Annotated in this window: 27 protein-coding genes; 5 read left to right on the top strand and 22 right to left on the bottom strand. The window is 43.7% G+C overall.

Annotation, left to right across the window (positions count from 1 at the left end):
• Nucleotides 1-47 precede the first annotated feature (47 nt).
• The 6 genes from ychF to ACYQ0H_RS10740 all read right to left on the bottom strand — a co-directional run bounded on the left by ychF (nucleotide 48) and on the right by ACYQ0H_RS10740 (nucleotide 7201).
• Nucleotides 48-1142, bottom strand: a complete 1095-nt coding sequence (gene ychF / locus ACYQ0H_RS10715) for a redox-regulated ATPase YchF (RefSeq protein ID WP_459812831.1) — start codon at nucleotides 1140-1142, stop codon at nucleotides 48-50.
• 129 nt (nucleotides 1143-1271) lie between these two features.
• Nucleotides 1272-1526, bottom strand: coding sequence for a hypothetical protein (locus ACYQ0H_RS10720; protein ID WP_459812832.1), 255 nt, complete (start codon nucleotides 1524-1526; stop codon nucleotides 1272-1274).
• Nucleotides 1527-1549: 23 nt separating this feature from the next.
• On the bottom strand, nucleotides 1550-4360 hold the full coding sequence (locus ACYQ0H_RS10725; protein WP_459812833.1) for an FtsX-like permease family protein: 2811 nt from the start codon (nucleotides 4358-4360) through the stop codon (nucleotides 1550-1552).
• Between the two features lie 23 nt (nucleotides 4361-4383).
• Complete coding sequence (trpS, locus tag ACYQ0H_RS10730; RefSeq protein ID WP_459812834.1) at nucleotides 4384-5385, bottom strand: tryptophan--tRNA ligase; 1002 nt, start codon at nucleotides 5383-5385, stop codon at nucleotides 4384-4386.
• Nucleotides 5386-5487: 102 nt separating this feature from the next.
• Nucleotides 5488-5943, bottom strand: a complete 456-nt coding sequence (locus tag ACYQ0H_RS10735) for a hypothetical protein (RefSeq protein ID WP_459812835.1) — start codon at nucleotides 5941-5943, stop codon at nucleotides 5488-5490.
• Nucleotides 5944-6007: 64 nt separating this feature from the next.
• A complete protein-coding gene (locus ACYQ0H_RS10740) occupies nucleotides 6008-7201 on the bottom strand; it encodes an aminotransferase-like domain-containing protein (protein ID WP_459812836.1) in 1194 nt (397 codons plus the stop codon).
• Nucleotides 7202-7467: 266 nt separating this feature from the next.
• Between ACYQ0H_RS10740 and ACYQ0H_RS10745 the strand changes: the two genes are divergently transcribed.
• The 4 genes from ACYQ0H_RS10745 (at nucleotide 7468) to ACYQ0H_RS10760 (ending at nucleotide 10724) form a co-directional block, all read left to right on the top strand.
• Nucleotides 7468-9180 (top strand): putative polysaccharide biosynthesis protein, encoded by a 1713-nt coding sequence (locus tag ACYQ0H_RS10745; RefSeq protein ID WP_459812837.1) that lies wholly within the window; start codon nucleotides 7468-7470, stop codon nucleotides 9178-9180.
• Nucleotides 9181-9245: 65 nt separating this feature from the next.
• Entirely contained in the window at nucleotides 9246-10058 is an 813-nt protein-coding gene (mazG, locus tag ACYQ0H_RS10750) for a nucleoside triphosphate pyrophosphohydrolase (protein ID WP_459812838.1), read from the top strand.
• Between the two features lie 74 nt (nucleotides 10059-10132).
• Nucleotides 10133-10408, top strand: a complete 276-nt coding sequence (locus ACYQ0H_RS10755) for an HU family DNA-binding protein (RefSeq protein ID WP_177453924.1) — start codon at nucleotides 10133-10135, stop codon at nucleotides 10406-10408.
• Nucleotides 10409-10481: 73 nt separating this feature from the next.
• The gene (locus ACYQ0H_RS10760; protein ID WP_459812839.1) at nucleotides 10482-10724 is read left to right on the top strand and encodes an RNA-binding S4 domain-containing protein; all 243 of its coding nucleotides are present in this window, start codon (nucleotides 10482-10484) and stop codon (nucleotides 10722-10724) included.
• A gap of 88 nt (nucleotides 10725-10812) precedes the next feature.
• Here ACYQ0H_RS10760 and clpX read toward each other — a convergent pair whose 3' ends face one another.
• The 4 genes from clpX to ACYQ0H_RS10780 form a co-directional block, all read right to left on the bottom strand.
• Nucleotides 10813-12084, bottom strand: coding sequence for an ATP-dependent Clp protease ATP-binding subunit ClpX (clpX, locus tag ACYQ0H_RS10765; protein ID WP_459812841.1), 1272 nt, complete (start codon nucleotides 12082-12084; stop codon nucleotides 10813-10815).
• A gap of 28 nt (nucleotides 12085-12112) precedes the next feature.
• Entirely contained in the window at nucleotides 12113-12700 is a 588-nt protein-coding gene (gene clpP, locus ACYQ0H_RS10770; protein ID WP_459812842.1) for an ATP-dependent Clp endopeptidase proteolytic subunit ClpP, read from the bottom strand.
• 73 nt (nucleotides 12701-12773) lie between these two features.
• The gene (gene tig / locus ACYQ0H_RS10775; protein ID WP_459812843.1) at nucleotides 12774-14054 is read right to left on the bottom strand and encodes a trigger factor; all 1281 of its coding nucleotides are present in this window, start codon (nucleotides 14052-14054) and stop codon (nucleotides 12774-12776) included.
• A 73-nt stretch (nucleotides 14055-14127) separates the two neighbouring features.
• Nucleotides 14128-14838: a metallophosphoesterase gene (locus ACYQ0H_RS10780; protein ID WP_459812844.1), complete on the bottom strand. Its 711-nt coding sequence runs from the start codon at nucleotides 14836-14838 to the stop codon at nucleotides 14128-14130.
• 95 nt (nucleotides 14839-14933) lie between these two features.
• Here ACYQ0H_RS10780 and ACYQ0H_RS10785 point away from each other — a divergent pair, with 95 nt between their 5' ends.
• Nucleotides 14934-15101: a DUF1540 domain-containing protein gene (locus ACYQ0H_RS10785; protein WP_459812845.1), complete on the top strand. Its 168-nt coding sequence runs from the start codon at nucleotides 14934-14936 to the stop codon at nucleotides 15099-15101.
• Nucleotides 15102-15192: 91 nt separating this feature from the next.
• Here the strand turns inward: ACYQ0H_RS10785 and thrC are convergent, their stop codons facing one another.
• The 12 genes from thrC to rdgB form a co-directional block, all read right to left on the bottom strand.
• Nucleotides 15193-16683 carry a threonine synthase gene (gene thrC / locus ACYQ0H_RS10790; protein ID WP_459812846.1) on the bottom strand — a complete coding sequence of 497 codons (1491 nt, stop codon included), beginning with the start codon at nucleotides 16681-16683 and terminating at the stop codon, nucleotides 15193-15195.
• A 34-nt stretch (nucleotides 16684-16717) separates the two neighbouring features.
• Complete coding sequence (locus ACYQ0H_RS10795; RefSeq protein WP_459812847.1) at nucleotides 16718-17092, bottom strand: YraN family protein; 375 nt, start codon at nucleotides 17090-17092, stop codon at nucleotides 16718-16720.
• Nucleotides 17076-17681, bottom strand: coding sequence for a ribonuclease HII (locus ACYQ0H_RS10800; protein ID WP_459812848.1), 606 nt, complete (start codon nucleotides 17679-17681; stop codon nucleotides 17076-17078). Before ACYQ0H_RS10800 ends, ACYQ0H_RS10795 begins: the two co-directional genes overlap by 17 nt.
• Nucleotides 17678-18595, bottom strand: coding sequence for a ribosome biogenesis GTPase YlqF (gene ylqF, locus ACYQ0H_RS10805; protein WP_459812849.1), 918 nt, complete (start codon nucleotides 18593-18595; stop codon nucleotides 17678-17680). Before ylqF ends, ACYQ0H_RS10800 begins: the two co-directional genes overlap by 4 nt.
• A gap of 23 nt (nucleotides 18596-18618) precedes the next feature.
• Nucleotides 18619-19203, bottom strand: a complete 585-nt coding sequence (gene lepB / locus ACYQ0H_RS10810; protein ID WP_459812850.1) for a signal peptidase I — start codon at nucleotides 19201-19203, stop codon at nucleotides 18619-18621.
• 5 nt (nucleotides 19204-19208) lie between these two features.
• Nucleotides 19209-19799, bottom strand: coding sequence for a signal peptidase I (gene lepB, locus ACYQ0H_RS10815; protein ID WP_459812851.1), 591 nt, complete (start codon nucleotides 19797-19799; stop codon nucleotides 19209-19211).
• A 195-nt stretch (nucleotides 19800-19994) separates the two neighbouring features.
• Nucleotides 19995-20339: a 50S ribosomal protein L19 gene (gene rplS / locus ACYQ0H_RS10820; RefSeq protein ID WP_459812852.1), complete on the bottom strand. Its 345-nt coding sequence runs from the start codon at nucleotides 20337-20339 to the stop codon at nucleotides 19995-19997.
• A 200-nt stretch (nucleotides 20340-20539) separates the two neighbouring features.
• A complete protein-coding gene (locus ACYQ0H_RS10825) occupies nucleotides 20540-21244 on the bottom strand; it encodes a TIGR03936 family radical SAM-associated protein (RefSeq protein ID WP_459812853.1) in 705 nt (234 codons plus the stop codon).
• Nucleotides 21237-23084, bottom strand: a complete 1848-nt coding sequence (locus tag ACYQ0H_RS10830; protein ID WP_459812854.1) for a TIGR03960 family B12-binding radical SAM protein — start codon at nucleotides 23082-23084, stop codon at nucleotides 21237-21239. Before ACYQ0H_RS10830 ends, ACYQ0H_RS10825 begins: the two co-directional genes overlap by 8 nt.
• A gap of 66 nt (nucleotides 23085-23150) precedes the next feature.
• Complete coding sequence (locus ACYQ0H_RS10835; protein WP_459812855.1) at nucleotides 23151-23726, bottom strand: site-2 protease family protein; 576 nt, start codon at nucleotides 23724-23726, stop codon at nucleotides 23151-23153.
• A 122-nt stretch (nucleotides 23727-23848) separates the two neighbouring features.
• Nucleotides 23849-25093 (bottom strand): adenosylhomocysteinase, encoded by a 1245-nt coding sequence (locus ACYQ0H_RS10840; RefSeq protein ID WP_459812856.1) that lies wholly within the window; start codon nucleotides 25091-25093, stop codon nucleotides 23849-23851.
• Between the two features lie 74 nt (nucleotides 25094-25167).
• The gene (gene rdgB / locus ACYQ0H_RS10845; RefSeq protein WP_459812857.1) at nucleotides 25168-25746 is read right to left on the bottom strand and encodes an RdgB/HAM1 family non-canonical purine NTP pyrophosphatase; all 579 of its coding nucleotides are present in this window, start codon (nucleotides 25744-25746) and stop codon (nucleotides 25168-25170) included.
• Between the last annotated feature and the right edge of the window lie 20 nt (nucleotides 25747-25766).

Consider the following 25766-nt stretch of genomic DNA (forward strand, 5'->3'; position numbering starts at 1 on the left):
ATGTACGTTACAACGCACCTTTGAGGGATCAGAAAAAAACATAGGTATCATACGTTAAATCTGAACAGAACTATATCTCCGTCCTGCATAACGTATTCCTTTCCCTCAAGACGTACTAATCCTTTTTCCTTTGCAGCAGTCATTGAACCGCAGTTCATAAGATCGTCAAAGGAAACTACCTCTGCCCTGATAAAGCCCTTTTCAAAGTCGGTATGGATCTTTCCTGCCGCCTGCGGAGCCTTTGTGCCTTTCTTTATCGTCCACGCTCTTACCTCAGGCTCTCCGGCAGTTAAGAATGAAATAAGTCCGAGAAGTGAATAGCCTTGCTTGATTATTCTGTTAAGACCTGAAATTTCAAGACCAAGCTCGCCAAGGAACATTGCCTTATCGTCATCAGACATATCCGCTATCTCGGCTTCGATTTGAGCGCATATAGGAAATACGGCGCTTCCCTCGGCTTCGGCAATTCTGCATACAGCTTTATAATGTTCGTTTGAGTCGATATTATTGGTAAAGTCCTCCTCCGACATATTAGCCGCATAAATTACAGGCTTAAGCGACAGAAGCGGAGTTTCCTTCAGAATATCCAGCTCGTCCTCAGTCATTTCAAAGGCTCTTGCAGGTTTTCCGTCCTCAAGATGAGCCTTTAGTCTTTCCAGAAACTCAACGGCGGAGGCAAGAGATTTATCTCCCTTCATTGCCTTTTTAGTTCTGTCAAGCTTACGTTCGATAAGCTCAACATCGGAAAAAATAAGCTCCAGATCTATCGTTTCAATATCTCTTGCAGGATTTATATTCCCGTCGACGTGTATTATATTATCGTCCTCAAAGCACCTTACTACATGAACGATCGCGTCAACCTCGCGGATATTGGAGAGAAATTTATTTCCAAGCCCCTCTCCCTTTGACGCTCCCTTTACAAGTCCCGCAATATCAACAAATTCAAGAACCGCAGGAGTGAACTTTACCGGATCGTACATTTCCTTGAGCTTGTCCAATCTTTCGTCCGGAACGGAAACTATACCAACATTGGGTTCTATAGTACAGAACGGATAATTAGCCGATTCAGCTCCCGCATTTGTAAGCGCATTGAAAAGCGTTGACTTGCCTACGTTAGGCAGACCTACCATTCCCAGCTTCATAATTAAATATTATGCCCGATCCTATGAACGCCGTTACAGCGCCGGGCATTTCCTCCTTTCAATATTTAAGGGTACTGAACCTGAAAGCGAAGATCTGCCGCGCTTTCAGATAAATATTTTTTAAATTAATCAGAAAGAATACGACTGAGTTTCGTCCTCCCAGTCTCCTTCATCATCATCTTCCTCATCGCCGCAGACATCAAATTCATCAAATTCATCATAGTCCTGCTGATCTGTATTATTGCCGTTATTTCCGTTGAAGCTTCCGAGTATCATTCCCTTTTTTACCGGAGCAAAAATAAATCCAAGCAACGCTCCCAGCAGAAATGAAGCAAGCAGAGCGCACCAGCTGAACTTACCGTGTTGTTTGATCTCGTTTTCCATAATATTTCCTCCCGTTTTTTTGATTATTCAATTGATTTCAAGGATTCAACCATATCTATTTTCTTAAGCTTAAAGTGCAGAACGATGTTTACAGCCGCCGCAAATACCATTGTAAGCAGCGCTCCGAAAAGATACGCCCACCATATTAGTGTACGGTTGAACATTACAATATCTATCTCTGTAGTTATTACTACGAAATAGTGCAGTATCCTGCCCATTCCAAGACCGATAGCTATTCCTATCAGAGCCGAAATTATATTTTCCCTGTAAATATAAGCAGAAGTCTCTCCGTCGTAAAAGCCCAGTACCTTTATTGTGGCGATCTCCCTGACACGTTCTGTTATATTTATATTTGCAAGATTATACAGAACTATTACCGCCAGAAGTCCGGCGCAGAAAATAAGCAGCAGCACAATAGTATTCAGACTGTCTACTGAATTCAGGAATCCGCGGCTGCTGTCCGTTTTAGAGGTCATTCCGAGAAAATCGTCGGAATCACTTATAAGCTTTTCCTTAAAGGCATTTTCGTCCGCACCGCTGTTCAGCTTGATATAAGAGAGATTGTAAACAGGCTTTTCTCCGTAAAGCTCTTCATACAGACCGGCGGTCATATATACATAATGCAGTGCATAATTCTTTACTACCGCTCCGATCCTGACTTTTATATTGTCCTTGCCGACAACTGAAATATCGAAGCTGTCACCTTCTTTAAGATCAAGCATTTTTGCAAGCTTCTCGGTTATTACTACCTCGTTTCCGTTAAGCCTGCATTCCTTGCCGCCTTTGACGCTGCTTAGAGCTATATATTCATTCAGCCTGTCTTCATATTGCGGAACAACTACGCTTACCGACTGTGAATTACTGCCGCTTTCAGCAGTGGATTCGGTCAGAGAAAAGGCGATACAACCGCTTACCTCATCATAACCCGAAAGCTGTTCTAACGGAGAAGGAGAATTTTCAAGACTGTCGCTGTTCATTACGACTACTGCGTCGTATCTGAATACCTCATTGAACTGCTTATCTGCAATAGACTTTATCGAATACTTCAACCCGAAGCCGGTCACTATAAGCGCCGTACAGCCTGCAACGCCGACTATCGTCATTAAAAAACGCTTTTTATATCTAAAAAGATTCCTTACCGTTACCTTAGCCAAAAAGTCAAGCCGCTTCCAGATAAATCCGATCTTTTCAAGTATCACCCGTCTGCCTGAAACAGGAGGCTTGGGCCGCATAAGCTGTGACGGCTGTGAATTAAGCTCACTTATACAAGAATAGACCACTGCCGAGCAGGTACAGGCAAGCGAAACCACCATACAAAGCAGCAGATAAAGCGGCTTGAAGGGAGTATTTATACTTGGGATATTATACATTATCTTATAGCTGCCGTAGATTATATAGGGGAATATCTGTAATCCTGCCGCAGTTCCAATGGCGCTTCCCAGTACCGCTGCAAGAGCGGCATAGGAAAGATACTTTGATATTATTTTAGCAGAAGAATAACCCAGCGCCTTATAGGTACCTATCTGTATCCTCTGCTCCTCCACCATTCTGGTCATGGTAGTAAGACATACAAGCGCAGCTATCAGTATAAAGAATACAGGAAAAACCTTTGCGACTGCGTCAACCTTTTCGCTGTCATTTTTAAAGGAGCTGTAATCGGAGCTTGAAAACCTGTCCTGTTCATATATTTTCAGCTCGGGAGCGCTTTCAAGCTTTTCGGAAAAGCTGTCTATCTCTGACCTTGCTGCGGAAAGCATTGCCGCATACTTATCATCGGCAGCCGTACTTCCGGAATTTCTTGCTTCAATAAGCTCTGAAAGAATATCAAGATCATTCTGTGCCTGAACTATTTTGGACCTCAGCAGGTACGCCTTTGCGCTGTCCTTATTCTCCAGCTGTTCATACTGCGACTTTGCAGATCTCAGCTCCTCGCTTCCCCGTGATTCCATAGCCTTAAGCGTATCGGTATCCGAATTCAGCACCGTTTCCAGAGTATCGGCTTCGCCTTGAGCGTCCGCTATTTTCTTTTCAGAATCCGCTCTCAGCTTATTATATCTGGTCTGAACGCTGTCTGAAAAGGCTTTTACCGCTTCGGTCTTCTTCTCGTTTACCGCATCGGTATACTCCTGAGAAAACGGATCATATCCGTCAAGGCCCTCAAAGGTCATATAAAGCTCGCTGTAGTAGTCGAGTACGAAATCCTCTTCAGGAACTATTATGTAGCTCTGAACTGTTCCGTTGCCTACATTCGTAGCGTCACGCTCATAGCCTATGTAAAGCGGAGAGGTTACTATTCCCACAATTTCAAAGGTATCGGTTGAAAAGGTATCGAGGATATCCTCGTTCTCTGACGGAGAAGCTAAGGTCAGCTTATTCCCCACCTTAAAGGTAGACGGAGAGGACATTTTTACCTCTACCACACATTCGCCTGAGCTTTCAGGCATTCTTCCTTCAATCAGTACAGGCTTGTTTATACGGTTCGGACTGTCCTCCGGTACGTTTGCATTATAGGACATTACCTTTAAAACGCAGTTCTGATTATTATAATGATAGAAAACGTCCTTTGAATAACCGGGAAGAGCGCCTTTTACTCCGTCGGCATTTCTTACCGCCTGAACGTCCTCGGATCTGATCCCGATATTTGACATAAGCTTATAGTCCATAAGCCTGTTGTCGATAAAATACTGTGAGGCGGTATCTATCATATCAGGCATAGTAGCCTTTATTCCGGAAAAAAATCCGCACCCCAGCGCAATAATAGTAAAAATAGAAAGAAACCTGCTCAGTGAATGCTTTATTTCACGGACAGTATCAAGCAGCAAAGCGTTTTTCATTTTACAGGCTCCTTTCCTTAAAACTATCGTGCGTCTACAAAGCCTACCTTACGATATACCTTTGTTAAAGTCTTCTGAGTGATCTTCTCGGCTCTCTGCGCTCCGTCGATATAGCACTCCCTGAGATACGCCTTATCGTTTATAAGCCTTGCAAACTCATTTCTGACAGGCTCAAGATGATCTGCTACCGCTTCGCCGACCGCCAGCTTGAAATCGCCGTAGCCCTTTCCAGAAAATTCAGACTCTGTTTCGGCAAAGCTTTTTCCGGTTACAGCCGAATAGATCGTCATAAGATTGTTTATTCCGTCCTTGCCCTCGGCATATCTTACCTCGGCTTCCGAATCTGTTACCGCTCTTTTGAATTTGCGGATTATCGTATCCTTATCGTCAAGTATCAGAATGCAGGCATTGGGGTTTTCATCTGATTTGGACATTTTCTTAGACGGCTCCTGGAGCGACATTACCTTAGCGCCAGTTTTTGGGATAAACGGCTCGGGAAGCGTAAAGAAATCTCCGTAACGCTGATTGAAACGCTGAGCTATATTCCTCGCAAGCTCCAGATGCTGCTTCTGGTCTATACCGATAGGAACAAGGTCGGCGTTATACGCCAAAATATCTGCCGCCATAAGCACAGGATAGGTAAACAGCCCCGCATTTATATTATCCGCATGCTTGGCTGATTTGTCCTTGAACTGAGTCATTCTTGTAAGCTCGCCGAACTGAGTAGCGCAGCTTAAAACCCAGCTAAGCTCGGCATGGCACTTATTATGACTCTGGAAAAAAAGTATTGACTTTTTTGGGTCAAGTCCGCACGCCTGAAGCAGAGCGTATGCCTGCATTGAATTCTGCCTGAGCTTAACGGGATCCTGTCTTACCGTTATAGCGTGAAGGTCAACTATCGAATATACACAGTTGTATTCATCCTGAAGCGGTCCCCAGTTTTTTACCGCTCCCAGATAATTGCCCAGAGTAAAGGTCCCCGTAGGCTGGATACCGCTGAAAATCAGTTTCTTATCGTCGCTCATAATATTCGTCCGGCAGACTGAAAATTAAGTTCATGCTCCGGACTTTCCTCCGTTTCGTGAAAAATATTGTTTATGCTTTGAATAACAATGCCAAAGGCTTTTCTAATCTTCCGGATCTTCTCCGTTATCGTCTACGCCTATACGCCTCACGTCAAAAATGTATTTTACCGCTCCGATCACAAATACCGCAGGTGCGGCAATAAGAATATACATAAGCACATTAATGGAAAATAACGCTCCGAACAGCATTATCGAAAGTATCGCCGCTGCGTCGAGAGCGATAAAGCACATATAAGTTCTTACCGCAGATAGCGCCGGAACAGGATCAGCTTCATCTGAGCTTTTCCTGACAAAGCCTGTAAGCGACGGCTTGAATATCAGGATTCCCAGAATTATTATCAGAACGGCGCAGATAACTCCGTTGATAACAAACGAATTGCTGTTCATTTCCACTATGTTGAGATATATCAGAAAGCAGTCAGCGGCGGCGCAGGCGCATAAGGCGAACAGCGAAACCGTTGTCAGTATGATCTGCAAAAGCGTAAAAGGAACTTTCATTTTACATATCCGCACATTTTATAAACAATTCTGTGCGGACCTCCCCTCCGATAGCAATTGAGTTTCAGTCACCGAACATTTCCTTTGAAAGCCTTCCTACCATTTCACAGCCCTTTACGATCTGCTCGTCTGTCGGAGTCGAGAAGTTGACTCTGAATGATGCGGTCTTATCCGTTTCATTTATCATAAACGCTGTTCCGGGTACTAACGCTACCTTATATTCCTGAACCGCTCTTGAACAAAACGACATCATATCGCAGCCGGATGGAAGCGTACACCAGATAAACAATCCGCCCTCCGGCTTCGTGAAGGAAACCTTTGAAGAGAAATTCTTTTCGATCTCATTGATCATAAGCGAGCATTTATGCTTATATATATCACGCAGCGAAGCAAGATGTTTATCCATATCGCATTTTTCAAGGAACTTATAGGCAAGAACCTGAGCCCAGATATTTGAATGAACATCAGCTACCTGCTTGCAGACTACGATCTTCTGTATAATATCCTTAGGACCTACGGCGTAACCCACTCTGATACCGGGAGCAAGAACCTTTGAAAATGTTCCTGAATACATTACATGGCCGCTCTTATCCATACTTTTTATTGTCGGAATGTCCTCTCCGGAAAACCTGAGATCTCCGTAAGGGTTATCCTCCAGTATTACCGTATTATATTTCTGAGCAAGCTCAAGCACAGCCCTGCGCTTTTCTAGGCACATAGTCTGACCTGTAGGATTCTGGAAATTAGGAATAAGATAAATCAGCTTCACTCCTCCGTTTTTAAGGACTTCCTCCAGTTCCTCCAGATTAATTCCGTCAGGGTCAAGGGTTACTCCGCAAAGGGCTACGTTATACGACTTAAAAGCATTAAGAGATCCTATAAAGCAGGGCGATTCACACACAAGAGTATCCCCCTCGTCGCATAGTACCTTTGCAGTAAGCTCGTTTGCCTGCTGTGCACCGCTGGTAATTATGAGTTCGTCGGTCTTAGGATCAAATATCCCGTCCTTTTCAAGACGCTTTTTCAGCTCATTTCTCAGAGGAGTATAGCCCTCCGTAACGCTGTACTGCAAAGCAAGGATAGGATCCTCTTCAAAAATTTCCGCCGAAAGACTTTTAAGCGTATCAACCGGAAAAGCCTCAGGCGCAGGGTTTCCTGCTGCAAACGAAATAACCTCCGGGTCGGATGTAAACTTGAGAATTTCTCTTATAGCCGAAGCCTGAAGATGCGAAACCTTTTTAGAAAAACTGTATTCCATAATAAACATTCCTTTCAGCAGCGCCGTTCTTAAGACGATCTGCAAAATAATATTCTGACATTTTATTATAACATACTTTTATGAAAAAATAAAGACCTTTTAAGCTTTTTTTGCTTTAAATCGCTGCGATCACAGAAAATATCCGCGGTGAATAAAAATCCTGACTCGGCAGCGGCTCTTATACATAAGCAAAACAAAGCAGAGTGTAATATCAATGCACAGCTTGTCATAAAATAGAAAGAGTTCAAAAAGCGGAGGTATGTATTTTGAAAAAACAAAGTTTTCTTAAAGGCTCTGCCATTCTTATGGGAATGGTGATAATAACTAAGATACTGGGACTTATGTATAAAATTCCGCTTACGCATATGCTTGGCGGTACCGGAATGGGGTATTTCTCCAGCGCATATGCGGTATTTACGCCGATATTCGCCATTGTAGTTTCAGGGATACCATCGACAATTGCTCGAATGGTAGCCGAAAACTACGCTTTTGAGCGTTACCGCAACGTAAGAAAAATAAAACGCACGGCAATGATAATATTCAGTACCGCAGGTCTTTCAGCTTCACTGCTTGTCCTTGCGCTTTCAAAGCTGCTTTCCGAAGGAGTAATTCATGAGCCGTCGGCGGTATGGTCGCTTATAGGAGTTGCACCGTCGGTCTTCCTCGGAACGATAATGTCTGTCGAAAGAGGATATTACGAAGGACTGAGAAATATGATACCTACTGCGGTTTCGGAAATAGTCGAAACCATATTCAAGCTTATTTTCGGACTTGGCTTTGCATACGCGGTAATGAACTACGCCGAAACTTCGTTTTATCAGACGGGAGGCTGCTTCGGTCAATTCTGCCGAACTATCGAGGACGCACGGTCGACGGCTCTTCCTTTTATAACAGGCGCTTCGATCCTCGGAGTAACTCTGGCTACAGGAATAGGCAGCCTTTACATAATAATTTCGGGAAAAATTCACGGCGACGGGATCACAAAACAAATGCTCGAACAGGACAGATCAACCGACAGGACGCTTACTCTTTTCAGACGGCTTGTAAAATACGCTGTACCTATAGCTGTCGCCTCGGTAATAACGACGCTTACCAATATGATAGATCTTATAACCATCAACCCATGTCTTTCAAAGGCAATTGAAAAACACGGTGCGCTTTTTTCTCAGCTTACCGAAAATAACCTTACCTCTCAGACACTGCCTAACTTTATTTACGGCTCGTATACGGGACTTGCGGTAACTATATTCGGACTTGTGCCGACGCTTACAGCTATGTTCGGCAAGAGCATACTTCCCAATCTTGCGGAATCATGGGCGAAAAAGGATCACAGCTGTATACAGCGAAATCTTTCGGGTATGCTTTTTATAACCTCGATAATCGCTGTCCCGTCGGGAATCGGGATCAGCCTTATGTCAAAGGAGATACTTGAATTTCTCTACGGCGGAAGAACGGACGAGATCGCAGTTTCAGTACTGCCGCTGACTATTCTCGGAGCGGGAGTAATTTTTATGGGTATTTCAATTCCCTGCTTTTCAGCGCTTCAGACTATCGGAAAGCCTAAGCTGCCTGTTATAATAATGCTTGTAAGCGGCGCGGCAAAGCTGGTTTTCAATATTATCCTAATACCGATCCCTGCGCTTAATATTAGCGGCGCAGCAATTTCTACCGTAATTTCTCAGGGTATAATCTGTATCTGGTCTGCAGCGGCAATGCTGAAAACCTCGGGAGTAAGAATAAGCGCAAAGGAGATATTCGTAAAGCCGCTTTTTTCGGGACTCCTCTGCGGAGCTACGGCCAGACTCTTATACGACGTTCTCACAGTTTATCTGCCTTTTTCTCTGAATTACCGTTTAATTCTGCTTATTTCAATTTTTTCAGGTAGCATAATGTACTTTTTTTCACTGTATTTATTGTGCGTTTTGCCGAAAAAGCAAATTAAAGCATTTTTTTATAAAAAAATTTATAAAACCTATTGAAATTTTTTTTGATTTGGGTTATAATTATAAAGTATCCTCTGGTTGCAGGGAAGGACTTTGATCATATGAACGATGCTGTTAAAGAAATACTGAATAAGGAATCCTACGACGTTTACGACCTTGCCGAGATAGTTAAGATACTCAGGAGCGAAAACGGGTGTCCTTGGGATAAGGTTCAGACTCATCAATCAATACGCAAGGATTTTCTTGAAGAAGTCTATGAGGTAATTGACGCTATAGACTGCTGCGACCCGGAAATGCTAAGGGAAGAGTTGGGCGACGTACTGCTTCAGGTAATATTTCATACCGAGATCGAAAACGAAAGAAACATTTTTGATCTTAACGACGTAGCAAACGATATATGCAGAAAGCTTATAATCAGACATCCTCACGTTTTCGGAGAAGTAAATGCCGACAGCGTAGATACGGTTCTTAAAAACTGGGACGCCATCAAAAAAGAAACCAAGGGACAGGAAAGCTATACAGATACACTGAAAAGCGTGCCAAGGGTATTTCCTGCTCTTATGCGGGCACAAAAGCTGGGCAAAAGGGCAGCGCGCGCAGGAATGGATTTTGATAATGCAAAAGAAGCTCTCAACGCTCTGGAGGAAGAAGTAGGGGAACTTAAAGAGGCTTTCGCCGACGGAAGACCTGAAAGTATTGCCGACGAGCTGGGCGATGTGCTTTTTTCCTGCTGCAATACGGCAAGGCTTCTGGAGCTTGACGCTGAGGAAGTTCTTACGGCAGCCAGCGACAAATTTCTATCCAGATTTGAGCAGGCTGAAAATCTAATAAGGCAAGACGGGCTTGAAATGTCAGCCCTGAGCATAGACGAGCTTGACGTCTACTGGCGTAAGGCTAAGAAGTGTGTGAAGTGATTATTTGCTTCATGGGCAATAAATTTAATTAACAGCTCATACATTTCGTTAAAAATAATTTGGAGGTACTGAAAATGACAAAGGCAGAATTGATCAATCTGATTGCGGAAAAAGGCGAATATTCAAAGAAGGACGCTGAAAAAGCTCTTTCAACGGTAATTGATTCTATCAGCGAAACACTTGAAAAGGGTGAAAAGATCTCTCTCGTAGGCTTCGGCACATTCGAGGTTCGCGACAGAGCCGCTAAGGAAGCTATCAACCCTCTTACAAAAGAGCCTGTACACGTTCCGGCTAAGAAGGTTCCCGCTTTCAAGGCAGGAAAAGCTCTTAAGGAAGCCGTTAACAAGTAATTTTACAGCGGAAGCTTTGAACCTAGCCTGATTTTGGTTAGGTTCTTTTTCATATGAAAGGAGAAGCAAATATATGAGATTAGACAAATATCTGAAGGTTACAAGGCTCATAAAAAGACGAACCGTTGCCAACGAAGCGTGCGATGCCGGAAAGATAACCGTAAATGAAAAAACAGCAAGAGCCTCCTACGACGTAAAAACCGGCGATATTATTCAAATAAACATGGGACAAAAACCGCTTAAGGTCAAGGTTCTCAGCGTTTCTGAACACGCTACCAAGGAAACTGCGGCAGACAATTATGTAATAATCGAATAGCTTTCAGCCGCCGGTTCATAATGCGGCGGTTTTTCTGTATAAAAACAAAAAAGTCCGGAACTCTCCGGACTTTTGTTATTCTTAGAGCTTATGCGCCCTTGCTTGGGGAGCTTTCCGCCCTTTTTATTTCAGGCTCAGAAATACCCTTTACGCAGTCGGCTGTAATAGTAATTCCGATAATATCGTCATCGGAAGGAGCGTCGAACATAAGCCTTGTCAGTATCTTTTCTACAATTGCACGAAGTCCTCTTGCTCCCGTCTTCTGAGCTATCGTCATTTTGGCGATCTCACGCTTCGCTTCGTCCGTAACCTCAAAATCAATTCCGTCAAGCTTAAACAGCTTTGTATACTGCTTTATAAGCGAATTTTTAGGCTCTGTAAGAATCCTGCAAAGGGTGTCCTCGTCAAGCTCGTCAAGAACTGTTATAACAGGCAGTCTTCCTACAAGCTCCGGAACGATTCCGAATTTCACAAGATCGTGAGGCAGCACCTTTTTCATAACGTTGTTTTCGGCATTTTTATTTTTTATATTTCCTCCGAAGCCCATAGAAGAAGAATCGGTTCTTTTCTTTATAACAGATTCCAGTCCCTCGAAAGCTCCTCCGCAAATGAAAAGAATATTCTTGGTATCTATCTGAATAAACTCCTGATGAGGGTGCTTTCTTCCCCCCTGAGGAGGAACGTTTGAAACGGTTCCCTCTACGATTTTAAGCAGCGCCTGCTGAACTCCCTCGCCGCTTACATCACGGGTAATAGAAGTATTTTCCGATTTTCTGGCGATCTTATCAATTTCGTCGATATAGATTATACCCTTCTGAGCCGCTTCTACATCGTAATCTGCCGCCTGTATAAGTCTTGTCAGTACATTTTCAACGTCGTCGCCTACATAGCCCGCCTCTGTCAGAGTCGTAGCGTCTGCAATCGCAAACGGAACATTAAGCAGCCTGGCAAGCGTCTGGGCAAGCATTGTTTTGCCAGTACCGGTAGGACCGAGAAGCAGCACATTGCTCTTCTGGATCTCAACGTCGTCGCTTTCGTCCTCAAGCGCCATAATTCTTTTATAATGGTTGTATACAGCCACAGAAAGTGAAATCTTCGCGTCCTCCTGTCCGATAACGTAATCATCAAGAAACGCTTTTATTTCCGCAGGCTTTTTTAAAGTTATGTTGCTGTCATTTTCTTTTTTATCCTTGAATTTAACCTGCTTAGGTGCCGTGGCAATGCCCTGCTCCGCAAGAATATCATAACAGAACAGAACGCATTCGTCGCAGATATGATTATCGCCTGAGGAAAACATATTCTTGACCTTTGAGTCAGGCTTTCCGCAGAAATCACACCGCTTAATTACATCGTTAGCCATTTATTACACCAATCCTATCTAATCAAAACTATCTGTTAGTAATCACCTTATCTACAAGACCGTATTCCCTAGCCTGCTGAGCGGTCATATAATTATCCCGTTCGGTATCTATATTGATCTGTTCGATAGGCTTTCCGGTATTTTCAGACAGAATCCTGTTCATCTTTTCTCTTGTTCTAACCAAGTGATCGGAATGTATCTTAATATCTGTACACTGTCCAGAAAGTCCTCCGGAAATAAGAGGCTGATGAATAAGGATCTCACTGTTGGGAAGTGAAAGCCTTTTGCCCTTAGCGCCGCTTGAAAGCAGGAAAGCTCCCATAGAAGCAGCCATTCCGATACAGATAGTAGAAACGTCGCACTTTATATACTGCATTGTATCATAGATAGCCATTCCCGCAGTAATCGAACCTCCGGGACTATTGATATAAAGGTCTATATCCTTTTCGGGATCCTGACCCTCAAGATAAAGAAGCTGAGCTACAACAACGCTGGCAACTGCATCGTCGATCTGATCGCACAGCATTATGATCCTGTCGTTGAGCAGCCTTGAGTAAATATCATAGCTTCTCTCGCCCCTGCTTGTTTGTTCTACTACATAAGGTACCAATGCCATTTTCATTACCTCCTAATTATATGCTTTTCGCCCGCTGAATAACGGCGAGCGAAAACGACAAAATATTACAAAATTATTTGATAACAGCAGCTTCTTTTATCATGTCTACTGCCTTGCCTACAGAAATATCCTTAGCCAGATCCTCAGAGCGGATATACATTTTTATCTGTTCAACGTCCATCTTATAAGCTTCGGAAAGCTTTGTAAACTCTTGGTTTATTTCCTCTTCTGAAGCCTCTATACCCTCGTTCTTGACTATCTGTTCAAGAGCAAGTCTGAGCTTAACCTGCTTTTCAGCCTGTTCCATATAAGCCTTTTTGAGAGTATCCATAGTCTGACCTGTATACTGAAGATAAAGGTCAAGAGTAATGCCCTGCGGCTGAAGACGCTGAGAAAGCTCGTTTATCATTTCGTTGACTCTGTTGTCAAACATGACCTGCGGAATTTCAGCCGTCATATTTGCAATAACCGTATCGAAAAGCTTTTCCTCTACCTGAGCGTCGGCAGCCTTTTCAGCAGCCTCTTCAAGCTTACTCTTTACGTCAGCCTTATACTCGTCAACAGTTTCAAACTCGGTTGAATCCTTTATCATATCGTCGTCAAGCTCAGGAAGCTCCTTCTTGGAAATAGACTTGAGATTGATCTTGAAAACTGCCGGTGCGCCAGCAAGTTCCTTTACCTGATATTCCTCAGGGAAGGTAACGTTTATATCAAACTGCTCGCCTGCGTTATGACCTGCAATAGCCTCTTCAAAGCCTGGGATAAACTGTCCGCTTCCGAGAGAAAGAGTAAAGTCCTCAGCCTTGCCGCCCTCAAACGCAACATCATCCTTAAAGCCCTCAAAATCTATAACAACATCGTCGCCCATTTCAGCCGCTCTGTCGTCAACGGTAATAATACGGACGTTCTTTTCTCTGAGCTTATCAGCTTCTTTGTTAATATCTTCGTCAGTTACAGCATTGACCGTTTTTTCAACTTCTATACCCTTATAATCCTTTACCTCAACCTCAGGCTTAGTAATGCAGGTAACCTTGAGCGCAACGCCTGTAGCCTTGTCGATAGAAGTAACCTCGACCTCAGGTCTTGCAACCAGCTCTAAACCTGATTCTGCGACCGCTCCGTCAACCTCTGGACCGTAAAGCAGATTTACAGCGTCCTCAAAGAAAACGCCCTCGCCGTACTGCTTTTCAATAAGCTTACGCGGAGCTTTTCCCTTGCGGAAGCCCTGGATCGTAATATTCTTTTTTGCCTTTTGATAGGCCTTTTCAATAGCCTCTTCAAAAGCCTCTGCAGAAATCTCTATTTCCAATTCCGTCTTATTTGCTTCAACCTTATTTGCAGCTTTTAAACTCATTTTAAAATTCCTCCATTAAATAAATGTATCTAAATAATTATAGCACATACATTTGATTTTTTCCAGTGTTTTTTTATAAATTGTCACTTTGCACAATTTTCGTTATATCCATTGGGTCAAATTGCAAGAAATCGCTTGAAATAAGACGGTAATTAATGCCGTCCCTCTCTCCGTTTATTGCAAATTCATGACCCCTGCCGTGAATATGACCGTAAAAGCACCATTTTATATTGTGCCTGTGAAGCACCTCAAGCATATCGTAATTGCAGCCGGCTCCGAAAATGGGCGGATAATGAAGAAAAACCACAGGGTCAAGCCCGGCTTTTTCAGCTGAGCTTACAGACGCTTCAAGCCTGCCCGCTTCCCTTAAAATAACCTTTTTATCTCCCTCTTCGCTTCCGTCGTTTATCCAGCCTCTGGTTCCGCATATTCCGATTTTACCGTACGCATAATGATTGTTATGCAGAATATTCAGCGTATCAAAGCCGTTTTTTTGAAAAAAGCTATCCATCTTATTCTTTGTATTCCACCAGTAATCGTGATTGCCCTTTAAAATAATTTTTGTACCGTTGAGTTTGTCAAGAAATTCCATATCCTTGTATGACTGTTCAAGTCCCATTGACCATGAAATATCACCGGGTATTACGACCGTATCGTCAGGCTTTATTTTTTTCTGCCAATTTTCTTCAATTTTCTGAATATAATCCTTCCAGCCGCCGAATATATCCATCGGCTTGTCTGCTGATAAGGACAAATGCAGATCAGCCATTACAAACAGGCTCAAAAGGCTACCTCCTCACGGTCAAAATTTCCATAATAAATACAGAAGATAAGAGCATAATAATTTTGCAACCACTGTTGCGGAAGGAGTGATTACTAATGGAAAAGGAAAGAATTTACGGCATAAACTGCGACGTTAAGAACTGTGTATACAACAAGGACGGCTGCGAGTGTACTGCCGGTAAAATCGACGTATGCTGTACTTGCTCAAATCCTGACTGCTGCGATGAAACAGAGTGCAAGACTTTTAAAGCAAGAGGCTGCTAATTACTGCCTTTAACAGGTTATCCTATCATTAAAATGAAAAGATAACCGACAGTCTGACCTGTTGCAGAATAAGTCAGACTGTACATATTTATCAGATACCCAGGGTCTTGAAAACGTAATCCTTCATTTCCGACTTATCCACCGTTTCGCTAAACCTAATTTCCTTATTCTTTAGCGCCGCAAGAGATGACGGAACCGGCAGCCTTGAAGCCTCATTAAGCTTTTCGACCAATGCAAATTCATCTGCGTGTGTATCCGCACCGATAGCTTCAAGAACAGAACCTGAGAACTTATACGGACTTGCAGTAGAAGCAATAACCGTTTTGGTCGTATCTCCTGTTGCCGCCTTGTAATCCTCATAAACCTTTACGGCTACCGCAGTATGAGTATCACAGGTATACGAATACTTATCATAAATTTCCTTAATGCAGGATTTAGTCTGAGCGTCGTCGCAGCAGCCGGCATAAAATTCGTCTTTCAGAACTGCCTTTACCTCATCTGTTACCTCGTATCTTCCGCTCTGAGCAAGCGCTCCGAACCACTCTCTTATCTGTGCGTCATTCTCACCGCACAAATGATAAAGCAGCCTTTCCAGATTCGACGATATAAGAATATCCATTGACGGAGAAATCGTCGTATGGAACGGACGGTTTCTGTCATAAATGCCTGTTCTGATAAAATCGGTAAGCACATTGTTTGCATTTGAAGCGCATATAAGCTTGTTTACGGGAACTCCCATTTTTTTAGCATAATAGCCGGCAAGGATATTTCCGAAATTTCCCGTAGGAACCACTATATTTATCTTATCTCCCGGCTTTATCTCTCCGTCCTCAGCCAGCTGAGCGTAGGTTGATACATAGTATATTATCTGCGGAGCAAGACGTCCCCAGTTGATAGAATTTGCCGACGAGAACATCATATTGCTGTCAGAAAGCTTACGGGCAATTTCATCATTTGTGAAAATAGCTTTTACTCCGTTCTGAGCGTCGTCAAAGTTTCCTTTTATCGCACATACACCGACATTTGAGCCTTCCTGAGTTGTCATCTGCTTCTTCTGCATTGCGGAAACGCCGTCCTCAGGATAGAAAACAAGTATTTCTGTTCCAGGAACGTCCTTAAAGCCCTCAAGAGCCGCCTTTCCTGTATCGCCGGAGGTAGCGACAAGAATTACGATCTTCTTGTTCAGATCGATCTTCTTTGCCGAGGTAGTAAGCAGATAAGGAAGTATCTGAAGCGCCATATCCTTGAATGCACAGGTAGGACCGTGCCAAAGCTCCAGCATATAAGTTCCGTCAAAAAGATGAGCAAGCTCAGCTATATTGCCGCTGTCAAAGTTCTTATCGTTGTAGGCGCTGTCAACGCAGTATTTTATTTCCGCGTCGGTAAAATCAGTTAGGTACTTTGAAAATACAAAAAACGCTCTCTGAGCATAGGTCATCTTTCCCAAGGCTATTATCTCGTCCATAGAAACCGAAGGTATCTCCGACGGAACAAACAAGCCTCCGTCCTTTGAGATCCCCTGCGCTATCGCCTGAGCAGACGTAACGTTTACGCTGCTGTTTCTGGTACTTTTGTAATACATAAATTTCACCCTTCTTTATAAATTGGCTAAGCCATTACTTACTTGCGTCAAACGCCGAAACATAATATTTCAGCTTTACCGCCCTGTTATTTTCGGTTTCGACCACCGCCGCATCAAATCTGCAAGCATAAGGCCGATCAAGTCCGCATAAATAACGCTCGGCAGTTCTGATAATATGTGCCTGTTTTGATCTCGTTATTGCTTCCTCTCCCGTTACAAGAGAGTTTTTCCTGCGGGTCTTTACCTCGACAAAGGCTATTATATCGCCTTTCTTTGCTATTATATCTATCTCTCCGCCGCGGATAGTGTAATTTCTGTCCAGAATTTCGTACCCGTTCTTGATCAAAAAACCGCATACGGCTTCTTCTCCTGAATCTCCGATCTTACGGGCATCAGTTCTTCCTGTCATAATATTTTTTCAGGAAGCTGAGCCTATGTATAGGGCAGGGACCGAACTTATCCAGCATTTCGTAATGAAGCTTTGTTCCGTAGCCCTTATGCTTTTCAAACCGGTACTGCGGATACTCAAGAGCCATTTCCTCCATATATTTATCCCTGGCAACCTTTGCAAGTATCGAAGCCGCTGCTATGCACTGCGATTTTGCGTCGCCCTTTACAACAGCCTCTGTTTTACAGCTAAGATCCGGAGTTTTATTACCGTCTATCAGGACAATATCCGGCGTGCATTCAATATCCATAACGGCTCTTTTCATAGCAAGCATTGCGCTCTGAAGAATATTGATCTCTTCTATCTCCGCTACATATGCACGCTGAATTGAAAAATATTCGGCCTTTTCAACTATCTCCTCAAAAAGCTGTTCACGCTTTTTCGGAGATAGCTTTTTGCTGTCGTTTATGCCGTCTATAACAGTATCGGCAGAAAAAATAACTGCCGCCGCAAATACATCACCTGCAAGAGGTCCTCTTCCAGCTTCATCAGCGCCGCAGACAATAGGATTTTCTTTTCTGTACTCATCGTCAAATTCAGCAAGCGTCATTTTCCCCCGCCCTTTCTTATCATATCGTCGGGTCTTTCCAAAGAGAGCCTGCCTATCTTTCCGCTTCTGAATTCATCCATAACGGTAATTGCTGCTCTTTCAGTATTGATCTCTCCTCCGAAAATAAGAAATCCGCGTTTTCTTCCTATCCTTTCAAGTATCTCAAACCCCTGAACACAGCCCGAAGCAGCTTCATCATTTTCCTGTATATCATCGGTTTCAACACCATAGCGCATTGCAATAAGTTCAGGATAGCTTTTATTTAGGTATTCAAGAAAACGGCAGGCGAGATACTCCATATCCATTATATCGTCCTTGACCGCTCCCGTAAATGCAAGACGTTCTCCTACCTGTTTATCCTCAAACTTAGGCCACAAAACTCCCGGCATATCCAAAAGCTCCAAATCACTTTCAAGGCTTACCCACTGTTTTCCTCTTGTTACTCCCGGTCTGTCCTCGACCTTAGCTCTTTTAGAACCTGCAAGCCTGTTAATGAACGACGATTTTCCTACATTGGGTATTCCTACGATCATTATTCTTATAGGACGGCCCTTCATTCCGTGAGCTTCCCACTGCGCAAGCTTATCCGCCATAAGCTCCTTTAATGCGGAATAGAACCTATTTACGTTTTTCCCGCTTCGGCAGTCCGTGGCAATAACCGTTATTCCCTTTCTTCTGTAATAATCGAGCCACATAGAGGTAACGGTTTCATCGGCCGAATCAGCCTTGTTGAGCAGAAGCAGCCTGGGTTTTGAACCGACAAGTCTGTCCATTTCCGGATTTCTGCTGGAATAAGGTATCCGTGCGTCGGTTATCTCAACTACAACGTCCACCAGCTTCAGGTTCGACTGCATTATCCTGCGCGTTTTCGCCATATGCCCCGGAAACCACTGTATATTTGAAACCTCGCTCATAGAACATTCCTTTCTTCCGTTTTTCAGGCGACCTTTCCTCTGTCCGCCTTTTCCGAATAAAATCTGTATACTACCCTGCCGAGTATCTCGTCCTCAGAAACAAGACCTATCTCACGGCTGTCCGTCGAATGATTTCTGTTATCTCCCATTACAAATACATAACCGAACGGGATCCTGTACTCATAGCAGCCGCTTTCGGAATTATAAAACAAATCGCTGAAGCTGCCGGTATTTATCATCTGTTCTTTTATGTAAGGCTCGTCGATTATTCTTCCGTCCACCTTTACAGTACAGGAATCATAATTTATACTTACCGTTTCATTAGCGGTAGCAACAACTCTTTTAACTATTACCTCGTCCATAACATCGGAGTTTATCACTATAATATCTCCGGCGGCAGGAGAATAGCAGAGGTTGGAAATAATCAGCCTGTCGTCCTGAAACAATGTATTCTCCATCGAACTTCCTACCACAAGAACGATTTTAAAAACAAAGGTAAACATCAGTATTACAACGAATACTGCCATAACGATCGTTTCAGCCCACCCGAGAGCGCTGCTGAGAAATGAATCGGATCTGTAGCTTAACGCACGCTTATTGAGATACATTTATTTCACCCGATTTTTCCGAAGCTGCCGAATGGAAGAAGCCTGAATACAGCTTTTCCAAGCACATCGCTTTCATCAACCAAGCCCACAAAATACGACCTGCTGTCTGTAGAATGATTTCTGTTATCCCCGAGAACAAAGATCTTGCCCTCAGGAATATTATATTCATAAACAGTTCCGTCCTTATAGTAATCCTGATCAAACATCGGCTGAACCTTCATTCTCTCGTCAATATAGCTTTCATCAAGCTTTTCGCCGTTGACCGTAACTGAGCTGTCGGAGTAGTCTATCCTGACCGTATCTCCTCCTACGCCGATACAGCGCTTTATGATAGTCTTATTAAGCCCTGTACTGTTAAGCACAACTATATCTCCACGCTGTGGCTTGTAGTTAAGATGTGAAATGATAAGCCTGTCGCCGTCGCTCAGCGTAGAATTCATAGACGGACCTTCAACAAGCACTATACGAAAAAGGAATATAAAAATAAGAACAACCACAAAAACGGCGAAAACAAACGATTCCGCCCACTCCAGTATTTCATCGAGCACCTTTGCCGACAGCGTTATTTCATCGCCGCTGCTTTTATCTTTCCGCATAAATATGCTCCTATTCCCTGTCAATATAAGACAGAATTGATATTCAGAAAACCATATAGATTTATTATAGCAAAATCCGCATAAGATTTCAAGAGCTTATACAAAAAAACCGATCTAAAATATCAATCGATTAACAAAAAATTTACAATTAAAAAACAAGAGCCGGCAAACTGACCGGCTCTTAAAGACTTAAAATTATCTGATTGCTTCCTTTACCTTAGCTGCCTTACCGACTCTGCTGCGGAGATAGTACAGCTTAGCGCGGCGAACACGTCCGCTTCTTACGATCTCTACCTTTTCAACAACCGGGGAATGTACAGGGAATACTCTCTCGATTCCGCAGCCGTGAGCTACGCGGCGAACAGTAAATGTTTCATTGATACCGCCGTGCTTCTTTGCAATGATAGTTCCCTCAAAGATCTGGATCCTCGACTTGTCGCCCTCCTTGATCCTAACGTGAACCCTAACAGTATCACCTACGTTAAGAACGGGAACTTCTGATTTTAAGCTTGAGTTTGAAATAAGTTTTAAAGCGTCCACTTTAAATACCTCCTGTTTATTTTCAGACATTCATTCACCTTATGGCGGAAAATCTTTTCCGCAAAGCCAGAGGACTGTCCGCTTTAATGTCTTTCCGCCGAAAATACGGAAAACGGCACTAACTCTCGTCGGACAAAATCCGACGGTAATTCAAATGCTTAAATATTATACCACAAAACTGTCTTTGTTTCAATTAGCAATTACATAAAATCTGCGCCTGTTTCAGTAAGTATTTTTGTGCGTTCTGTATAAATCATATCTATTTCAACAGACTTATCCTTGCAGAATGCGTCCATAACCGCAGATGTATTAAGATTAAAGCTGCTTCCGGCAGGCAAAATCAGCTCAAGTACGGCTTCCCCGTTTTCAGCCGCCGAATTCACAAGCTTGATATGCGGTTTTATATCAACAAGATTAATTCCACGCTTTTTTGAACGCTTTTCTATCTCGATCTTATCCTGAGCCTGAAACTCAATAAACAGCTTCTCCGCCCTATCGGCATCATAATTGCAGGAAAACCTAACCGTATACGCCGCCGCTGCTATTTCGGTATGCTTCATTACAGGCGCTGAAACTTTGTTTACTCTCAGGCCCTCCGGCATACTTGCGTTAAGACGGCTTTTTATCTCGTCGAACCCAAGCTTTTCAACAAGCGCAACGTCCAGTATTTCAATTTTGCTGTCAGTTCCGAGGGGAAGCGCCAGCGGAAACATAAGATATGCATGAGGATTAAAGCCCTGAGTATACCAAAGAGGTATATCGGCGCGCTTGAATGCCCTCTGCATTGCTCTCATAAGATCAAGATGTGAAATATACCTTGCCCTTCCGGTCTTTCCGTATACCAGCCTGTATTCAAACCGTTCTATATTCAGATTCTGATTTTTCGGTATAAGCTGTTCAGCCACAGTAAACACCTCCGCAGTTTTTGCCTACTCCGCAGCCTGAGCAGCCTTCCCTGCAGTTGCGGGTCGTCTGAGCGTTGTGCGCCTTCTTGTTCTCACGGACAAGAAACTCCCTCGATACCAGATAATCCAGGTGCGACCATGGCATTACCTCGTCATAGGAACGGCGGCGGTTAGCGTAAAAGCCTGTATCTACACCGCATTCCTCAAAGGCTTCAAGCCACAGATCAAATCTGAAATGCTCGTCCCAGCTGTCAAGGGTACAGCCTTTTTTCCATGCGGTACAGATCGCTTTGCTCAGCCGCCTGTCACCTCTTGCCAGAACCGCTTCAAGAATTGATACGTTCTGCTGATGATAGCTGCATTTAATTTTTCTCGAAGTTATGCAGTCAAGAAGGTGCTTCTGCTTTGCTGATATTTCCTCAGGAGCTGCCTGAGGCTCAAATTCAAAGGGGGTAAACGGCTTTGGAACAAACGTAGCGGCAGAAACAGAGACCTGTATATTCTTTCCACGTTTTTCCTTGGGAGTGTCATAATAAAGATCGACAACATCCTGCGCAAGCTTTGCTATGCCCTCTATATCCTCCATAGTTTCCTCAGGAAGTCCCAGCATAAAATACAGCTTTACCGTCTGATAGCCCTCGCTGAACGCCAGACTGCAGGTACGCATTATCTCATCATCGGTCACGTTTTTGTTTATAACGTCCCTTAACCTCTGAGTTCCGGCCTCCGGAGCAAAGGTAAGACCGCTTTTTCTTACGGCGGCTATCCTGTCAATAAGCTCCTTGCTGAAATTATCTATTCTCAGTGACGGAAGCGAAAGATTGATCTTTTCACCGTCGGTATAATCCGCAAGTTTTTCCAAAAGCTCGTTTATATCGGTATAATCGCTTGTCGAAAGTGAGGAAAGAGAAACTTCCTCATAACCCGTTTGCCTGCAAAGGCATTTTGTTTCATTTGTTATCGTATCTATATTCTTTTCCCTGAACGGGCGGTATATAAATCCTGCCTGGCAAAAACGGCAGCCTCTTATACAGCCGCGAAGCACCTCGACTACCGCTCTGTCGTGAACGATACCTGTAAACGGAACTACAAAGCTTTCAGGATAATAAACCCTGTTAAAATCCCTGATAACCCTCTTTTTTACCCTTTCGGGGGCTTCGGGTATATTGGGAGTTACAGACCTTACCGTTCCGTCGCCGTTATATTCCACGTTGTAAAAGGACGGGACGTATATTCCCTCTATTTTCGCCGCTTCCCTCAAAAATTCCTCTTTTGAGGGATTACACGGCTTCATTTTCTCGTAAAGGGAAAGCAGTTCAATATTGACCTCCTCGCCCTCTCCGATAATAAACAGATCAAAAAAATCCGCCATAGGCTCCGGATTGCATACGCACGGGCCGCCGCCTACTACAATAGGCGTAAGAGCTTTCCTGTCCTTTGCATAAATCGGAAGTCCGGCAAGATCGAGCATTGCAAGCACATTTGTATAGGAAAGTTCATACTGAAGCGTAAAACCTATAAAATCAAACTCCGTCAGCGGATCAAGGCTTTCAAGTGCGTACAGGGGTATATTATTTTCCCTCATATGCGCTTCAAAGTCCTTTTCCGGCATGAATACCCGTTCACACCACCAGTTAGGCACTGAATTTTTCAGACCGTACAGTATCTTCATTCCTAAATGCGACATTCCGACATCGTAAACGTCGGGAAAGCAGAAAGCAAATCTTACGTCAACCTCGGACTTGTCCTTAACAACGCTGCCGTGCTCTCCTCCTATATATCTTGCGGGCTTCTGTGTTTTAAGCAGAAGCTGTTCTATTTTACGTTTTATTTCTTCCAAAGGATAACCTCCGATTTATACATCTTTAATTTTCAGAGCCGGCATATACAAATCTCGAACCGCGCCCTACTCCCTGCCCATAAACTCCGCAAATGCTATATATACAAACGTAATCATCAGCGATATGCTTACATTGCCCGACAGAAGCATTTTTATCAAAACAGCTGAAAGAAAGACAAGGAAAAAACCTCTTATAAAATCACAGACCCTGCTTTCGTTCAAAGCAAGCGAAAGAATACGCCCTCCGTCAAAATATTTTACAGGCATAAGATTGAATATACCCAGAAACAGATTGGCACAGGCGAAATAATTAAGTCCTCCTGACAGGATCCGCCACAGCAATGCAATGAAAAGATTGACAGAACAGCCGGCAAAGAGAATTATCATATCCTGTTTTTTTGAAACAAGTCTTCCCCTGTGAGGAGATATTTTTATACCGCCGGCATAAAAGCAAATGCGCTCAGGCGGTATCCCGAACATACACATTGCCGAAATATGCCCCAGCTCGTGAAGGATACAGCAGATAAGCGCCGTTATTATCTTAAACCCCCACGAGCCGTTCCACAGCGTTACCGCAGCAACTGCCGCAAAAAAAGTAAATGAAAGAGAAACCCTTATCCTGCCGACCGATAATTCAAGCATAACTGCAGCCGCTCAAAGCGGCAGCGCCCCCGTTTCCGGAACATTATTCCTAAAACTCCGTTCCAGAATAATATATATGCAGATATGTCCCGTTAAAGAAGCGAAAGTCAGCAGTTAAAATTTTAAACCTGCCAGCTGTTAAGGTATCTTTCCTGCTCTTCACTGAGCTTATCTATTTCGAGATCCCAGAATTTCAGCTTTCTGTCGGCTACCTCCCTGTCTATCTCCTCGGGCACGGAAATGATCATGCTTTCAAGCTTATCCCGATTTTTAACAAGATAAGCGGCAGAAAGCGCCTGAATAGCAAAGGACATATCCATTATTTCAGCCGGATGACCGTCGCCTGCCGCAAGGTTTACAAGCCTGCCTTCTCCGATAACATAAAGCCAGTTTCCGTTTTTAAGCCTATAGCCGTCTATATTGTTTCTTGCAAGCCTTGTTTCCACGGCAAGCTTTTTAAGACCTGCTACATCAACCTCGCAGTCGAAGTGTCCGGCGTTGCACAGTATAGCTCCGTCCTTCATATTTACAAATGACTTTTCTGTTATAACGTCCTTACAGCCTGTTACCGTAACGAAGAAATCGCCTATTTTCGCTGCTTCCTCCATTTTCATTACCTTAAAGCCGTCCATGACTGCTTCCATTGCCTTTATCGAGTCTATCTCTGTGATTATTACAGACGCACCTAGACCCTTTGCTCGCATTGCAACGCCTTTTCCGCACCAGCCGTATCCTGCGACAACTACGTTTTTGCCGGCAACTATCAGATTAGTCGTACGGTTTATTCCGTCCCATACCGACTGTCCGGTTCCGTAACGATTGTCAAACAGGTATTTGCATTTTGCGTTATTGACAAGCATCATAGGGAATTTAAGCTTGCCTGCCTTGTTCATTGCGATAAGACGGATTATTCCGGTAGTAGTTTCCTCACAGCCTCCTATAACGTTCGGTATAAGCTCGGGATATTCGTTATGGATAAGGTTTACAAGATCTCCGCCGTCGTCAATGATTATATTAGGGCCGGCTTTTACAGTCTGAGTGATATGTCTGTGGTATTCTTCATCGGTAGCTCCGTGCCATGCGTAAACGTTAAGTCCGTCGTGAACAAGCGCCGCCGCAACGTCGTCCTGTGTTGAAAGCGGATTGCTTCCTGTTATATACATCTGCGCGCCGCCTGCCGCAAGAACCTTGCATAGATAAGCGGTCTTGGCTTCAAGATGGATCGACAGCGCGATCTTCAGTCCCTCAAAGGGCTTTGTCTGTAAAAATTCCTCCTCAACGCTTCTTAGAAGCGACATATTTTGTTTGACCCACTGTATTTTACGCTGTCCGCTTTCCCATAAATTTTCATTTCTTATCTCGCTCATAAAATTACCATGCAAAATAAGTGCATGGACTGCCTCCGTTTCCTGTATATTTTTATTCCCGCAGATATATGCGGTTAATTTTCCTTCAGCGCCTCAAGAAGCTTTTCAAGCGCCTTCGCCCTGTGCGATACGGAATTTTTAAACTCCGGATCCGCCTGAGCAAAGCTTTTTTCTCCGTACATAAAAACAGGATCATAGCCGAAGCCGTTTTCTCCAAGCGGTTCATAGCCTATTCTTCCCTCACACTGCCCCTCAACGGAAAGCTCCGTACCGTCAGGCTTTATAAAATGTACAGCACACACAAATCTTGCTGTACGCTTATCTTCGCTTACGCCTTTAAGCTTATCAAGAATAAGAGCGCAGCGTTCAGCGTCTGTATTCAGGCCGCCGTACCTTGCCGAGTAAACGCCCGGCTCTCCGCCCAAAGCGTCTACGCATAAACCGCTGTCGTCCGCAAGCACTGCACAGTTTTTCAGTACAAAGATCGTCCTTGCCTTTATTGCGGCGTTCTCAGCAAAAGTCTCTCCGGTTTCCTCCGCTTCAAGGTTTACTCCCGCCTCACTCTGCGATACTGTTTCATAACCCAGCGGCTCAAGCAGCTCCTTGTATTCCCGTATTTTTCCTTTATTATTGCTTGCTATGATCAGCTTCATTTTATGCTTCCTTTCAGTGG

It is taken from the genome of Hominimerdicola intestinalis, assembly GCF_054655215.1.